We start from the raw sequence: 15104 nt of genomic DNA, 5'->3' as shown, positions 1-15104 counted from the left end.
CCGTGAGCCGGCGTGACGAGACCTCGTGACGCGACGACCACCTGGCCCCGGGCCAGAACTAGTCCCGCAGCGACCAGAACGACTGCGCGTGAGCCCCGTCGTCCTCAGGATCCGGCTCGGGCTCGGGCTCCTCGGGCACCACGGCCGGGTCGATGAGGGTGAAGGTGACCGGGTCGGACGGCTCGCCGCCGAGCGCGGCGGTGCGCACGCTGTAGTCGCCGGGGCCGACCGCCGGGGCACCGCGCCGGCAGTCGGGCAGCGACGCGCGGCCGTCCCACACGACGTCCACGGTGGCGGGCTGGTCGCGGCGGGCCACGACGTCGACCGACGGCAGCTGCTTGCCGCACACGCTGCTCGACCAGACCTCCTGCCCGGCGTCGCTGATGGCGAGGGCGAGGCTGCTGCGCTCGAGGGTCCAGTAGCACGCCGGCGTCTCCAGCGTGCCGACCAGGAGCCGGAAGGTCACCGGGCCGCCGGCCACGGCAACCGGCGCGGACGGCGTCACCACGACGTCGCGCGGCTCGCAGGGGCCGCTGGGCTCGGCGGGCGGCTCGGGCTCGGGCGTGGGCGTGGGGGTCGGCGTGGGACGCGGGGCGCGGGGGCCCGGCCGCTGGCCGCCGCGGCCCGGACGACCTGCGTCGGTCGGGGCCGTGGACGGCGTCGCCGACGGCGCGGTCGCGGACTCGCCGGCGAGCCGGGCGGCGTCGTCGGCGGGGGCGTCGTCCCCGCCGCCGCGCACCAGATTCACCGCCAGCAGCACCAGGGCGGCGACGGTGCCGAGCACGAACAGCCGGCGCCGCCAGTAGACCCCGGAGGGCAGCGGTGGACGGCGGTTCGACACGGGTCACGACGCTAGCCAGCCGAGCGCCCGCGGTGGCGGTGCCACTCCGTGCGCGGCCCGACCCGACGCGCGAGAGACTGTCCGCGTGCCCGACTCGACCCTCCACGAGCCGGTGCTGGCCTGGTACGCCGAGCACCAGCGCGACCTGCCGTGGCGCCGGCCGGAGGCCTCGGCGTGGTCGGTGCTGGTCTCCGAGCTGATGCTGCAGCAGACGCCGGTGGCGCGGGTGCTGCCGGTGCACGAGGCGTGGCTGGAGCGCTGGCCGACGCCGGCCGACCTGGCCGCGGAGCCGACCGGCGAGGCGGTGCGCGCCTGGGGGCGTCTCGGCTACCCGCGGCGTGCGCTGCGGCTGCACGCGGCCGCCGTCGCCATCGTCGAGCGGCACGACGGTGTGGTGCCCGACGCCTACGACGACCTGCTGGCGCTGCCCGGCGTCGGCGACTACACCGCCGCGGCGGTGGCGAGCTTCGCCTACGGACGTCGTCACGTCGTCCTCGACACGAACGTGCGGCGCGTGATCGCCCGCGTGGTGGGCGGCGTCGAGCACCCGCCGGCCTCCCTCACCCGGGCCGAGCGCGACCGGGCCGCCGCGCTCGTGCCGGACGACGACGCCACCGCCGCCACCTGGGCCGTCGCCGTCATGGAGCTCGGCGCGCTGGTGTGCACCGCGGCGAACCCGCGCTGCCCCGCCTGCCCGCTGGCGTCGGCGTGCGCCTGGCGCGCGGCCGGCTGCCCGCCGCACGACGGCCCACCCCGCCGCGGCCAGGCGTGGGCCGGCACCGACCGGCAGTGCCGCGGGCGCCTGCTCGCCGTCCTGCGCGAGGCCGACGGCGCCGTCCACCGCAGCAGCCTCGAGGCCGTCTGGGACGACGTCCCCCAGCGCGAGCGCTGCCTGGCCGCCCTCGTCACCGACGGCCTCGCCACTCGCACCGGCCCCGACACCTACGCCCTCCCCTGACGCCGACCCGTCAGACATGTCCGACGGGTCAGCGTGAGATCCGCGTCGACCCGTCAGACATGTCTGACGGGTCAGCGTGGGATCACACTTGGCCTGCCATCGCCGGTCGCCTGAAAAACGACGCTGACCCGTCGCTTACAAGCGACGGGTCAGCGTGGGGATCGATCAGGCGGTGCCGGTGGCGCCACCCTCGCCCTCGGCGGGCGGGGCCTTCTTGATGTCGACCGGGCCGTCGTCGGTCGACTGACCGAGGTCGACGCCGCCGACCTCGGCGGTCTCGAACGGCGGCAGGTCGGGCAGCTCGCCGACCTTCTGGCCCTCGAAGGTGAAGGTCGCCGTGGGGCCCTCGCCCTCGACGCCCACGAGCACGATCTGGCCGGGGCCGACCTCGCCGTAGAGCATCTTCTCGGCCAGGACGTCCTCGATCTCGCGCTGCACCGTGCGCCGCAGCGGACGGGCGCCGAGCACCGGGTCGAAACCACGCTCGGCCAGCAGGTTCTTGGCGTCCTGCGTGAGCTCGATGCGCATGTCGCGGTCGCGCATGCGCAGCTCGACCGAGGCGATCATGTTGTCGACCATGTGCACGATCTGCTCGCGCGAGAGCGGCGGGAAGACGATGACCTCGTCGACACGGTTGAGGAACTCGGGCCGGAAGTGCTGCTTGAGCTCGTCCTGCACCTTGTTCTTCATGCGCTCGTAGGAGCCCGCCGCGTCGCCGCTCTGGTTGAAGCCCAGGTGCACCGACTTGGCGATGTCGCGGGTGCCGAGGTTGGTGGTCATGATGATGACGGTGTTCTTGAAGTCGACCACCCGGCCCTGGCTGTCGGTCAGGCGCCCCTCCTCCAGGATCTGCAGGAGGCTGTTGAAGATGTCGGGGTGGGCCTTCTCGACCTCGTCGAAGAGCACGACGGAGAACGGCTTGCGGCGCACCTTCTCGGTGAGCTGGCCGCCCTCCTCGTAGCCGACGTAGCCCGGGGGCGAGCCGAAGAGCCGCGAGACGGTGTGCTTCTCGCTGAACTCCGACATGTCGAGCTGGATGAGGGAGTCCTCGTCGCCGAACAGGAAGTCGGCGAGCGTCTTCGACAGCCACGTCTTGCCGACGCCTGAGGGCCCGGCGAAGATGAACGACCCGCCGGGACGCTTGGGGTCCTTCAGACCGGCGCGGGTACGTCGGATCGCCCGCGACAGCGCGGCCACGGCGTGGTCCTGACCGATGACCCGCTTGTGCAGCTCGTCCTCCATCTTGAGCAGCCGGGTCGACTCCTCCTCGGAGAGCTTCACGATCGGGATGCCGGTGGCGACGGCGAGGACCTCGGCGATGAGCTCCTCGTCGACCTCGGCGACCTCGTCCATGTCACCCGCGCGCCACTGCTTCTCGCGCTCGGCCTTGCGCAGCGTGAGCTGCTTCTCCTCGTCGCGCAGCCGGGCGGCGGCCTCGAAGTCCTGACCGTCGATGGCGGCCTCCTTGCGCGAGCGGACGTCGGCGATCTTGTCGTCGTACTCGCGCAGGTCGGCGGGGGCGGTCATGCGGCGGATGCGCAGCCGCGAGCCGGCCTCGTCGATGAGGTCGATGGCCTTGTCGGGCAGGAAACGGTCGGAGATGTAGCGGTCGGCCAGCGTCGCCGCCGAGACCAGCGCCTCGTCGGTGATGGTGACGCGGTGGTGCGCCTCGTAGCGGTCGCGCAGGCCCTTGAGCATCTCGATGGTGTGCGCGATCGAGGGCTCGGCGACCTGGATCGGCTGGAAGCGGCGCTCGAGCGCGGCGTCCTTCTCGAGGTACTTGCGGTACTCGTCGAGGGTGGTGGCGCCGATGGTCTGCAGCTCGCCGCGGGCCAGCATCGGCTTGAGGATGCTGGCGGCGTCGATGGCGCCCTCGGCCGCACCGGCGCCGACGAGGGTGTGGATCTCGTCGATGAACAGCACGATGTCGCCGCGGGTGCGGATCTCCTTGAGCACCTTCTTCAGGCGCTCCTCGAAGTCACCGCGGTAGCGGCTGCCGGCCACCAGCGCGCCGAGGTCGAGGGTGTAGATCTGCTTGTCCTTCAGCGTCTCGGGCACGTTGCCCTTGACGATGTCCTGGGCCAGGCCCTCGACGATCGTGGTCTTGCCGACGCCGGGCTCGCCGATGAGCACCGGGTTGTTCTTCGTGCGGCGCGAGAGGATCTGCATGACCCGCTCGATCTCCTGCCCACGACCGATGACCGGGTCGAGCTTGCCCTCGCGGGCGTCCTGGGTCAGGTTGCGGCCGAACTGGTCGAGCACGAGCGAGGACGACGGCGCGTCGCCGCCGCCGGTGGCCGCGGCCGCCTGCTGGCTGGACTCCTTGCCCTGGAACCCGCTGAGCAGCTGGATGACCTGCTGCCGCACGCGGTTGAGGTCGGCGCCGAGCTTCTGCAGCACCTGGGCGGCCACGCCCTCGCCCTCGCGGATCAGGCCGAGCAGGATGTGCTCGGTGCCGATGTAGCTGTGGCCGAGCTGCAGCGCCTCGCGCAGGCTCAGCTCGAGCACCTTCTTGGCGCGCGGGGTGAACGGGATGTGCCCGCTCGGCGCCTGCTGGCCCTGGCCGATGATCTCCTCGACCTGGGCGCGCACCGCCTCGAGGCTGATGTCGAGGCTCTCGAGCGCCTTGGCGGCGACGCCCTCGCCCTCGTGGATGAGACCGAGCAGGATGTGCTCGGTGCCGATGTAGTTGTGGGAGAGCATGCGGGCCTCTTCCTGGGCCAGCACGACAACCCGGCGTGCACGGTCGGTGAACCGCTCGAACATTCGCCACTCCTCTTAAGTCTGTGGGGCCGTCCTCCACGCCGGGCGTGGGGGACACGAGAGTTCCAACCCCGTTGCAACCCTACGCGTTCCCGAACACACCCGGTCGGCGTCCGCTATCAGCGAACGCGCCCACCGTCGGGCGCGTCACGGCACGCGGACGACGGCGCCCTGCGCCGGCGTGGTCGTGCGGGCCCCGGCGTCGTCGATCGTGACGACGTCGCCGAGCCCGGCCTCGGCCAGGACGGCGCGGTAGTCGTCCTCGGTCGCGGCCCCGGCCGGCCAGAACGGCACCGTCGTCCAGCCGTCGGGCAGCCGGAGGGTCGGCGGCGGGTCGCCGGCGACGAGCGACGGGTGCTGCGACCCGACCAGGAACGAGACGTCGTCGAGCCGCCACACCTCGGGGCAGCGGTCGGCGAGGCACGGGTAGCCCCCGACGCCGGGACCGTCGGCGCCGTGGATCTCGAGGAAGCGCGGCTGCTCGGTGCCCGGCTCGGTCACGGGGCACTCGACACCGGGCGGGTCGGGCTGGGCGAGCCAGTAGGCGTCGGCCGCCGTCCCGCCGCAGAGCGGGTCGGACGCCGGCGCCCAGGCCTCGGGCACGGCCGCCACCACCCCGTCGACCCCGACGTAGACCATCCCCGCCGGCGGCACCGGCTCGTCGGCCCGGTCGTCGGCAGGCTCGTCGTCCTCGCCGCTGCACGCGGTCAGCGCGAGCGCGAGGAGCGTCGGGAGGAGCGTCGGGAGGACGAGTCGGCGGAGCACGGGAACAGGCTAGGTGCGGCGTCCGATCCGGGAGGGCCCTTCGACAGGCTCAGGGTCCGTGGGGGTGGCTCGGCCTCGGACGGCCAGCGGTCTCGAGGCTCGTCGCCAGAGCTCCTCGCACCTCGGCCACCGTGTGGAGCGGCCCTACGACGAGCAGAGGGTCCGTGAGGGTGGCTCGGCCTCGGAAGGCCAGGGGCCGTGTGGAGCGGCCCTTCGACGAGCTCAGGGTCCGTGGGGGTGGGCGGCCCTTCGGCAGGCTCAGGGTCCGTGGGGGTGGCTCGGCCTCGGAGGGCCAGGGGTCTCGAGGCTCGTCGCCAGGGCTCCTCGCACCTCGACCACCGTGAGGAGTCCGTGTTCGTGGGTCGACCCTGGAGGCGCCCCGAGTCGAGCCGGAGCCGACCACAGGGCGCACGGAGCGGAGGAGCCGGCCCGTGTGTCAGGCCCCTCGCCGGGCCAGGCCGGCGGGAGCCCTCAGAGAACGAGGCGAGGGGATGACACAGGCCGGCCCGCAGCGACCAAAGGACTCAGCGAGCGGCGTCGAACGCGTCGCGGACCTCGCCGGGGATGCGGCCGCGGGCGGGGACGTCGTAGCCGTTGGAGCGGGCCCAGTCGCGGATCTCGCGGGCGCTCGGGCCGCTGCCGTTGGACGACGCCGCGGCGGCGGAGCCGTTGGACGCGCTCGCGCGGCGGGCGCCGGTCTTGCGGCCGACCTTGCGGGCGTTGCCGACGTAGCCGGCGAGGACGTCGCGCAGGGCGGCGGCGTTCTTCTCGTTGAGGTCGATCTCGTAGGAGGTGCCGTCGAGACCGAAGGCCACGGTCTCGGAGGCCTCGCTGCCGTCGATGTCGTCGACGAGGACGATATTTACTTTCTGCGCCATGACTGAATGTGTCTCTTTCTACGCTGGGGAAGTCGGGCGGGATTCCGAGAGAGCACCCGAGGAGAAAAGTAGCGGATTAGTCCACCGCGGCCAATTACGGCGTAAGTCACACGTTGCGTCTAAAGACGAGCTCGAGCCCTTTCAATGTCAACCACGGGTCGTGGTCGGTGAAGCAGGCGCACTCCTCGATCACGAGCGGGGCGAGATATCCGGTGGAGACGACGCGCAGGTCGTCGGGGTCGCCGAGCTCGCGGGCCATGCGGGCGACGAGGCCCTCGACCTGCGCCGCGACGCCGAACAGCAGCCCGGACTGCAGCGCCTCCACGGTGTTCTTGGCGATCACCGAGCGCGGCCGCGCGGGCTCGACCTGGCGCAATTGAGCGCCGCGCTCGCCGAGGGCGCGCAGCGAGATCTCCATGCCGGCGCTGATGCAGCCGCCGACGTAGCGGCCGGTGGGGTCGACGACGTCGAGGATCGTGGCGGTGCTGCCGAAGTCGACGGCGATGGCCGGGCCGCCGAACCGGTCGACCAGCGCCACCGAATTCGCGATCCGGTCGGCGCCGATCTCACGCGGATTGTCCATCTGCATCGCCAGTCCGGTGCGCACGCCGGGCTCGAGGACGACGTGCGGGACGGCGTCGAAATGGCGAGCGAGCATCTCCCGGGCGGTGCGGGTGACGGCCGGCACGGTGGAGCCGAGCGCGATGCCGTCGACGTCGGCGAGGCGTCGTCCGAGCAGGCCGCGCAGCAGCACCGCCCACTCGTCGGCGGTGCGCCGCTCGAGCGTGGCGACCCGCCAGTCGCCGCTGACCGCGCCGCCGTCGATCAGGCCCAGCACGGTATGGGCGTTGCCGACGTCGACGGCGAGCAGCGGCACCGGGTCAGGCCCCGGTCTCGTCGAGGTCGAGGCCGAGGTCGAAGACCTTCACCGAGTGCGTGAGCGCGCCGACGGAGATGAAGTCGACGCCGGTGAGCGCGACCTCGCGCGCGCGCTCGAGGGTGAGCCCGCCGGAGGCCTCGAGGCTGGCGCGGCCCGCGGTGATCGCCACCGCCTCGGTCATCGTCGCCGGGCTCATGTTGTCGAGCAGGATCTCGGTGCAGCCGGCCTCGAGCAGGGCGCGCAGCTGGTCGAGGTCGGTGACCTCGACCTCGACGGGCAGGTCGGGGTAGGCCGCGCGCACGGCCTCGAAGGCGGGGACGACGCCGCCGGCGGCGATGACGTGGTTGTCCTTGACCATCGCCTTGTCGCTGAGCCCGAACCGGTGGTTGACGCCCCCGCCACATCGGACGGCGTACTTCTGCAGCGCGCGGAAGCCGGGCAGCGTCTTGCGCGTGTCGAGCACGCGAGCGCGGGTGCCCTCGAGCGCGTCGACCCACGCGGCCGTGGCCGTGGCGACCCCGGAGAGGTGCGAGGCGAAGTTGAGCGCGGTGCGCTCGGCGGTGAGCAGCGAGCGGGTCGGCCCGCTCACCCGCAGGACGACGTCGCCGGCCGCGACGCGGGTGCCGTCCGGCACCCGGTCGGTCACCTCGACGGCGTCGCCGCCGACGAGGGCGAAGACGAGCGCGGCGACGCCGAGGCCGGCCACGACGCCGGCCTCGCGCGCGGCGAAGACCCCGGTGGCCCGCGCGTCGGCGGCGATGGTGGCCTGCGAGGTGGCGTCGACCGTGCCGTGCGGCAGGTCCTCCTGCAGCCCGCGTACGACGTGGTCGACGACCTCGCCGACGTCGAGGCCGGCCTGCTGCAGCTCGCGGCTCAGGTCGGAGGGGGGCGGCAGGTGGAACGCGCTGCCGCCGCTCACGCCAGGCCTCCGTCGGTGGCGGGCGAGGGGGTGAAGGAGACCTCGGCGACGCCGTCGACCAGCGTCGTCTCGACGTGACCGGCCCAGGTGTCGTCGTCGCGGTCGGGGAAGTCGTCGCGCCAGTGCGAGCCGCGCGTCTCCTCACGGAGGGTCGCCGCGGCGGTGAGGGCGGCGGCCACGGTGAGCAGGTTGGTGGTCTGCCACGCCTCGAGGTCGACCACCTCGGCGTCGCGCCCGGCGAGCTTGTCGAGGACGGCGGCCGCCTCGGCGAGCCCCGGCGCCCCCCGCAGCACGCCGACGCGCGCCGTCATGACGTCCTGCAGCTCGGGCCGGACGTCGCCCGCCACCAGCGCGGGCGCTCGCTCGTCGGGGGCGGGCTCGGCCCAGGGCCGCAGCTCGGCGGGCAGCGCCTCGGCGATGCGCCGGCTGAACACCAGGCCCTCGAGCAGGGAGTTCGACGCCAGCCGGTTGGCGCCGTGGACGCCGCTGCACGCGACCTCGCCGGTGGCGTAGAGCCCGGGCACGTCGCTACGTCCGTGCAGGTCGGTGCGCACGCCGCCGGAGACGTAGTGGCACGCCGGCGCGACCGGGATGAGCTGGGTCACCGGGTCGACGCCGTGCCCGCGGCACACGCCGAGGATGGTGGGGAACCGCCGCTGCCAGGTCTCGGCGCCGAGGTGGCGGGCGTCGAGCCACATGTGCGGCCGGCCCGTCTCGAGCATCCGCCGCATGATCGCCTTGGCCACGACGTCGCGGGGGGCGAGGTCGCCCATCGGGTGCACGCCGTCCATGAGGCGCGCGCCCTCGTCGTCGACCAGCACGGCGCCCTCGCCGCGCACCGCCTCGCTGATCAGCGGCTGCTGGCCGGTCGAGTCGGGGCCGAGATACATGACCGTCGGGTGGAACTGCACGAACTCGAGGTCGCGCAGGGTGGCGCCGGCACGCAGCGCGAGCGCCATGCCGTCGCCGGTGCTGACGACCGGGTTGGTGGTCTGGCTGAAGACCTGCCCGAGCCCGCCGCTGGCGAGCACGACGGCCCGGCAGCGCACGGCGCCGACGCCGTCGCGCTGCCCCTCCCCCATCACGTGCAGCGTGAGGCCGGCGACCCCGCCGTCGGCGTCGAGCATCAGGTCGACGGCCAGCGCGTGCTCGACGACCTCGATGTCGGGCGCGGCGTGCACGGCCGCCACCAGGGCGCGCTGGATCTCGGCGCCGGTGGCGTCGCCGCCGGCGTGGGCGATGCGGTCGCGGTGGTGACCGCCCTCGCGGGTCAGCGACAGGACGCCGTCGGGGTCGTGGTCGAACATCGCGCCGAGCGCGATCAGCTCGCGGACGGCGTCCGGCCCCTCGTCGACGAGCACCCGCACCGCCTCGGCGTCGCACGCCCCGGCGCCCGCGACGAGGGTGTCGACGGCGTGCTGCTCGGGCGTGTCGCCGGGGCCGAGCGCGGCCGCGATGCCGCCCTGCGCCCACTGGGTGGAGCCCGCGGCGATCTGGTCCTTGGTGACGACGAGGACCTTGTCGACGGACTCGCGCAGCCGCAGTGCGGCGGTGAGGCCGGCGATGCCGGAGCCGACGATGACGACGTCGGCCTCGGTGGTCCAGCCGGGCTCGGGGGCGGTCAGCCGCGCGGGCAGCCGCAGGTCGAGGGCCATTCGGCGAGGCTAGCCGGTGCCGACGCCGAGGCTCAGTGCGGTGTTGTCGATCAGGCGCGTGGTGCCCACCCGGGCCGCGACCAGCAGCCGGGCCGGGCCGGTGGCGTCCGGTGCCAGCGGCGCGAGGTCGGGGTCGCGCAGCTCGAGGTAGTCGACCTCGGCGCCGGGGACGTCGGCCAGCTCGGCCCCGGCCGCGGCGCGCGCGGCCTCGGGGCCGGTGCGGGCGGCGTCCTGGCCGGCGTGCAGGGCGCGCGAGAGGACGGCAGCCACGCGCCGCTGCTCGTCGTCGAGGTAGCGGTTGCGGCTGGAGAGGGCGAGGCCGTCGGGCTCGCGGACGGTGGGCGCGCCGCGCACCTCGACCCGCAGGCACAGGTCGGCGGCCATGCGGCGGATGAGCACCAGCTGCTGGTAGTCCTTCTCGCCGAAGACGGCGACGTCGGGGCGGGCGAGGCCGAAGAGCTTGGCCACGACCGTGAGGACGCCGGCGAAGTGGCCGGGGCGCACGGCCCCCTCCAGCTCGGCGCCGAGCGGGCCGGGGTCGACCGTCACCTGCGGGTCGCCGCCGGGGTAGACCTCGGCGACGGTGGGCGCGAAGACGACGTCGACACCCTCCCGCTCGGCCAGGGCCAGGTCGGCGTCCCAGGTGCGGGGGTAGCGGTCGAGGTCCTCGCCGGCGCCGAACTGCAGCGGGTTGACGAACACCGAGGCGACCACCACGCCACCGTCGCCGACGACGGCCCGGGCCGCGCCCATCAGGCTGGCGTGGCCCTCGTGCAGCGCGCCCATGGTGGGCACGAGCGCGACCCGGCCGCGGGCGGCAGCGACGGCGGCGCCGAGCTCGGCACCGGTGCGGACGACGTCGGTCACGCGGGTCAGGTGGTGCGGCGCAGGGCGGGGTCGACAGCGGCGGCGCGCTCGGCGGCGTCGAGCACCTGCCGGATGGCGTGGGCCCGGATGGGCAGCAGCCGGCCGTCGATCACGGCCCGGCTCAGCGTGGCCCGGGCCAGCGCGAGGTAGCTGGGCAGCGTGGTGGGGGCCTGCTCCGCCAGGTTCGCGAGGTGGGCGCGCACGGTGCCGACGTCGCCGCGCACGATCGGGCCGGTGAGGGCGGCGTCCCCGTGCTCGAGGGCGTTGTCGAGGGCGGCGGTGAGCAACGGCCGCAGGGTGGCGGCCGGGTCGTCGGCGCCGGAGGCGGCCAGCAGCTCCATCGCCTCGGCGACGAGGGTGACGAGGTGGTTGGCGCCGTGCGCGAGCCCGGCGTGGTAGAGCGCGCGGCGGGTCTCGGGCACCCAGGCGGTGCGCCCGCCGACGTCGGCGACGAGCGAGGCGGCCAGCTCGCGCTCCTCGGGCTCGGCGGTGAGGCCGAAGACGCAGCCGGACAGGCGCTCGAGGTCGACGGCGGTGCCGGTGAAGGTCATCGCGGGGTGCAGCGCGATCGGGCGCGCGCCCAGCGCGATGGCCGGCGCGAGCACCGCGAGGCCGTGGCGGCCGGAGGTGTGGGCGACGACCTGTCCCTCACGCAGCGCGCCGCTGTCGGCCAGCACCTGCACCACGTTGCCGAGCATGTCGTCGGGCACGGTGAGCAGCAGCAGGTCGGCGGCGCGGGCGACCGCGCTCGGCTTGGCGACCCGGACGCCGGGCAGCAGCGCCTCGATGCGGCTGCGGGAGGCGTCGGACTCGCCGGCGACCGCGACGATCTCGTGGCCGGCGTCGCGCAGCGCGCGGGCCAGGACGGCGCCGACGCGCCCGGCGCCGATCACGCCGATGCGCTGCGGGGAGGGGTGGGTCATGGGGACCGGACCTTTCGTTCCAGTCCCTCCGACCACCCGTCGCTCGCGCGGCGGGCCGGTGTGGGTACCGGACGGTGTGCTCGTGGTGTCGTCACCAATGTAACGGCGTGGCGAGGCCCGTCGATACGCCCGCGGGGAGTGACCCACGCCACGCCCCGCGTCGGTTCAATTGAACGGGTCGGGTGGCGGTCCCGGGCGAAGGGGGACCGCGAATCGTTCGATTGAACGGTTCAGACGGCGATCCCGGCCCGATCCGGCCCCGAACCGTTCAATTGAACGCAACCGGACCGCTCAACCAAACCGAACCGAGCACGGGCGGGCAGCCCGGCGCGAGGCGGTCAGGCGCGCTGGTCGTCGGAGGTGACGACGGTGCCGACCTGGAGGGGGCGGGGGGCCTGGGGCAGCCAGGTGCGGGTCACGTGGTCGACGACGTGGACGCCGTCCGGGGCGGTGATCTCGTGCACGCCCTCGGGCACCTCGCCGGCCTGGAGCGCCTGGTAGACCGCCCACTCGCGCCGCTTGCGCTTGTTGCGGTAGCTCGTGGCGAACGAGGCGGGGTCGGTCCAGTGGGCGAACTCGTCGCCGTCGAGGTACTTCAGCTCGACGCACAGCCCGTGGGGCAGGCCGATCGAGCGCACCGGCTTCGGCGTCGTCCGCACCTCCCACTCGAAGGCCTTGGTGAAGAGGAAGTCGGGGCCGATCGGGAAGCCCCACTCCTCGGCGTTGCGCAGGCCGAGGTCGAGCCAGCCGCGCTGCGGCTGCGTCGAGTCGAGGTAGAGGCCGTGGCGCGGCACGCGGATGATCGTCTGGGCGTCGCCGACCTGCCAGGCGAGGTCGCCGAGCGAGGTCTCGCCCTCGACAGTGAGCACCATGTCGCCGTCCCACTTGAAGGAGTAGCGGGTGCGCACCAGCGAGAAGCACCAGTTGTAGAAATAGCTCAACGAGTGCACCGACAGCTCGTGGACGGCGCGGTGCTCGGCGCCCGCGCGGGCGACCGCGAACGGGTAGGACGCCTTGGTGAGCCGGTGGGCCAGGCCCGCCCGCTCGGCGGTCTCGGCGACCACCTCGGGGGTGCCGTCGGTGGAGCCGTTGTCGACGACCACGACGTGGTCCATCGAGCGCAGCAGCGGCGGCAGCACCCACGGCAGCGACGGCGCCTCGTCCTTGACCCGCAGGACGGCGGTGCTGCCGGCGCGCAACGGCTCCTCACGCGCCCACGGCCAGGTGACGTCGAAGTCGGCGTGGCCCTCGAGATTGCGGATGCCGGTGGGCCCGGCGTGCGCCGTCACCGCTGCTTGCCGACGAGCTTGCGCAGGCCGGTGCGCACCTTGGGCGGCACCAGGGCGCGCACCGAGTGCGGCACCTTGTCGGCGGCGAACTGCGCCTCGGGACGACGACCCGGCCCGCCCTGGGCGGCCGGCCCGGGCGCTCCGCCGCCGGCGGGGCCACCGCCGGGCTTGCGCTCGCGGCGCACGCGGTGCTCGGCGGCGACCACCGAGGAGCGCGAGACGGCCTCGGCCTCGGCGTAGAGGTCGCTGTAGGCCTGGCGCAGCTCGTCGAGGTGGGTGTGGGCCTGCTCGGTGTCGCCGCCGGGCTCGGCGAGCGCGTTCAGCTGCTCCCAGGTCTCGCCGACCAGCTCGTGCAGCCGCGGCGGCAGGCCGAGGTCGGCCAGCGACTGGCTCATGCGGCGCAGGCTGGGGTCGACGAAGCGGTGGCCGTCGCGGATCTGCTCGGAGTTGGCGTGCAGCACGTGCTGCAGGCCGAGGCGCTCGCCGACGTCCATGGTGGTGCGGGTCCAGTCGTCGAGCAGGTCGGCGTAGCGCACGAAGACGCGGCCGCTGCCCTGCTCGGGCCCGGCGACGGTCTCGCGGGTGCCGCGCTCGGTGTGCAGCAGCATGTTCAGCCACGACGCGGCGAGGTGGGCCGAGCCGAGCTTGTTCGCGTAGTAGGTCTGCTTGCTGCCGACGACCTCGGCGGGCTCGCGCAGCATGGTGACGAAGACCGGCGTCGCGCCGGTGCGCACGGCTGCCACCCGCCACAGTGAGAGGAACCAGCTGAGCCGCGGGTCCTTCACGACCAGCTCGGCGTGGCCGCCGTCGGCGGTGAAGTGGCTCTCGAGCCACTCGGCGGTGGCGATGCGCTCGGGCTCGCGGGTGCTGACGCGGCCGGTCTCGAACCACGCCTCGGGGCGCGAGTCGCTGACCTGGACGACGGCCTCGCGCAGCAGCCGGGTGTGGTGGTCGACCACCCACTGCGGCTCGGCGAAGCCCTTCGGGTTGGTCTCGTCGGGCGTGACCTCGGGCTGCGGCACGTGCAGGCCGAGGATCTTCATCAGCCCGGCCATCGTGCTGGTGCCGCTGCGTCCGGCGCCGGCCACGAACAGCACCTTGCGCGGGTAGTCGCTCGGGTCGACGGCGCTGGGGTCACTCACGTCGCCCGACCCTACTAACGACTAGCGTTTCGACCATGTTCCGGCGGCGTGCGCGCGCAGGCATCAGCGTGGTCGTCCCGGCGTACGGCGTCGAGGACTACCTGCCCGCCTGTCTCGACAGCCTGCTCGCGCAGTCGGTCTGCGCGGCCGGCCACGACCTCGACGTCGTGGTCGTCGACGACGGCTCCCCCGACCGCTCCGGTGAGATCGCCGACGCCTACGCCGCCCGCGACGGGCGCGTGCGCGTCGTCCACACCGAGAACCGGGGGCTCGGCGCCGCACGCAACGAGGGACTGCGGCACACCCGCCACGGGCTGGTCGCCTTCGCCGACTCCGACGACGTCGTCCCGCCCGACGCCTACGCGGCGCTGCTGCGCCAGCTCGAGCGCACCGGGGCCGAGCTGGCGGTGGGGTCGGTGTCGTGGTGGCAGGCCGGCACCCACCGCACGCCGCCGTGGATGAGGCGGGTGCACGCGAGCCGGGCGGCGCTGTCGATCGAGCAGGAGCCGCGGCTGCTCGGCGACGTCTTCGCCTGGAACAAGCTGTTCCGTCGCGACTTCTGGGACGCCGCCGGGCTGAGCTGGCTCGAGGGCCACCGCTACGAGGACCAGCCGACCACCACCCGCGCCTACCTTGCCGCGCGGCGCATCGCGGTGGTGCCCGACGTGGTCTACCACTGGCGCATCCGCGACGAGGGCACCTCGATCACCCAGCAGCGCGGCACGGTCGACGACCTCACCGACCGCTGGCTCACCAAGCGGCTCAGCCGCTACGCGGTGCTCGCCCACGGCTCGGCGTCGGTGACGAAGGTCTTCGAGGAGCGGGTGCTGCCCGGCGACCTGCCGCGCTACTTCGCGCTCATCCCCGGCTGCGACGACGACTGGTGGGCGCTGCTGGTGAGCGGGGTGCGCGAGCTGTGGGGCGAGCGGTCGCTGGTGCGCGCCCGCATCGCGCCGGTGCACCGACTGACCGGCTGGCTGGTCGAGCAGGACCGACGCGAGGACGCCGCCCACGTGGTGGCGACCGTCGCCGCGCTGCCGCCCGGTGAGCGGGTGCCGCGCACGGTCGACCGCACCGGCCGCCCGCGCATCGACGTCCCGGGACTCGACCCGGCGTCCGTCGACCCCGCCGCCCTGGCGTTGCGGGACGACGAGGTCTGACGGCGCTGGGGCCCGGCGGGCCCTTCGACAGGCTCAGGGTCCGTGGGCCCGGTCTGCATCCGAG

The 15104-nt window shown here is 74.1% G+C and carries 13 protein-coding genes; 2 read left to right on the top strand and 11 right to left on the bottom strand.

The genetic code is table 11. The features are described from left to right. Positions 1 to 58 precede the first annotated feature (58 nt). A complete protein-coding gene (locus ABEA04_RS06515; protein ID WP_345455917.1) occupies positions 59 to 841 on the bottom strand; it encodes a hypothetical protein in 783 nt (260 codons plus the stop codon). Positions 842 to 926: 85 nt separating this feature from the next. Between ABEA04_RS06515 and ABEA04_RS06510 the strand changes: the two genes are divergently transcribed. After that, positions 927 to 1799, top strand: coding sequence for an HhH-GPD family protein (locus ABEA04_RS06510; protein ID WP_345455914.1), 873 nt, complete (start codon positions 927 to 929; stop codon positions 1797 to 1799). Between the two features lie 165 nt (positions 1800 to 1964). Here the strand turns inward: ABEA04_RS06510 and ABEA04_RS06505 are convergent, their stop codons facing one another. The 10 genes from ABEA04_RS06505 to ABEA04_RS06460 form a co-directional block, all read right to left on the bottom strand. Continuing rightward, a complete protein-coding gene (locus ABEA04_RS06505; RefSeq protein ID WP_345455911.1) occupies positions 1965 to 4565 on the bottom strand; it encodes an ATP-dependent Clp protease ATP-binding subunit in 2601 nt (866 codons plus the stop codon). A 144-nt stretch (positions 4566 to 4709) separates the two neighbouring features. Continuing rightward, entirely contained in the window at positions 4710 to 5327 is a 618-nt protein-coding gene (locus ABEA04_RS06500) for a hypothetical protein (protein ID WP_345455908.1), read from the bottom strand. A 524-nt stretch (positions 5328 to 5851) separates the two neighbouring features. Continuing rightward, entirely contained in the window at positions 5852 to 6205 is a 354-nt protein-coding gene (locus ABEA04_RS06495) for a histone-like nucleoid-structuring protein Lsr2 (RefSeq protein ID WP_345455905.1), read from the bottom strand. 106 nt (positions 6206 to 6311) lie between these two features. Next, positions 6312 to 7082, bottom strand: a complete 771-nt coding sequence (locus ABEA04_RS06490) for a type III pantothenate kinase (protein WP_345455902.1) — start codon at positions 7080 to 7082, stop codon at positions 6312 to 6314. Positions 7083 to 7086: 4 nt separating this feature from the next. Continuing rightward, positions 7087 to 8004: a carboxylating nicotinate-nucleotide diphosphorylase gene (nadC, locus tag ABEA04_RS06485; protein WP_345455899.1), complete on the bottom strand. Its 918-nt coding sequence runs from the start codon at positions 8002 to 8004 to the stop codon at positions 7087 to 7089. Next, positions 8001 to 9659 carry an L-aspartate oxidase gene (locus ABEA04_RS06480; RefSeq protein WP_345455896.1) on the bottom strand — a complete coding sequence of 553 codons (1659 nt, stop codon included), beginning with the start codon at positions 9657 to 9659 and terminating at the stop codon, positions 8001 to 8003. The genes nadC and ABEA04_RS06480 overlap by 4 nt, the downstream gene beginning before the upstream one ends. Positions 9660 to 9668: 9 nt before the next feature. After that, positions 9669 to 10526, bottom strand: a complete 858-nt coding sequence (panC, locus tag ABEA04_RS06475; RefSeq protein ID WP_345455893.1) for a pantoate--beta-alanine ligase — start codon at positions 10524 to 10526, stop codon at positions 9669 to 9671. Positions 10527 to 10531: 5 nt separating this feature from the next. Beyond that, a complete protein-coding gene (locus ABEA04_RS06470; protein ID WP_345455891.1) occupies positions 10532 to 11449 on the bottom strand; it encodes a Rossmann-like and DUF2520 domain-containing protein in 918 nt (305 codons plus the stop codon). Positions 11450 to 11787: 338 nt separating this feature from the next. Then, a complete protein-coding gene (locus ABEA04_RS06465; protein ID WP_345455889.1) occupies positions 11788 to 12738 on the bottom strand; it encodes a glycosyltransferase family protein in 951 nt (316 codons plus the stop codon). Beyond that, positions 12735 to 13880 carry a sulfotransferase family protein gene (locus ABEA04_RS06460; protein WP_345455887.1) on the bottom strand — a complete coding sequence of 382 codons (1146 nt, stop codon included), beginning with the start codon at positions 13878 to 13880 and terminating at the stop codon, positions 12735 to 12737. Before ABEA04_RS06460 ends, ABEA04_RS06465 begins: the two co-directional genes overlap by 4 nt. 35 nt (positions 13881 to 13915) lie before the next feature. On the opposite strand from ABEA04_RS06460, the gene ABEA04_RS06455 reads away from it, so the two are divergent. Further along, positions 13916 to 15040 (top strand): glycosyltransferase family 2 protein, encoded by a 1125-nt coding sequence (locus ABEA04_RS06455; RefSeq protein WP_345455885.1) that lies wholly within the window; start codon positions 13916 to 13918, stop codon positions 15038 to 15040. Positions 15041 to 15104 lie beyond the last annotated feature (64 nt).

The sequence above is a fragment of the Nocardioides marinquilinus genome (assembly GCF_039543705.1).
Classification (GTDB): domain Bacteria; phylum Actinomycetota; class Actinomycetes; order Propionibacteriales; family Nocardioidaceae; genus Nocardioides; species Nocardioides marinquilinus.
The sequence above is the reverse complement of the archived record's forward strand: the minus strand, read 5'-3'. Positions and strand labels throughout refer to the sequence as shown.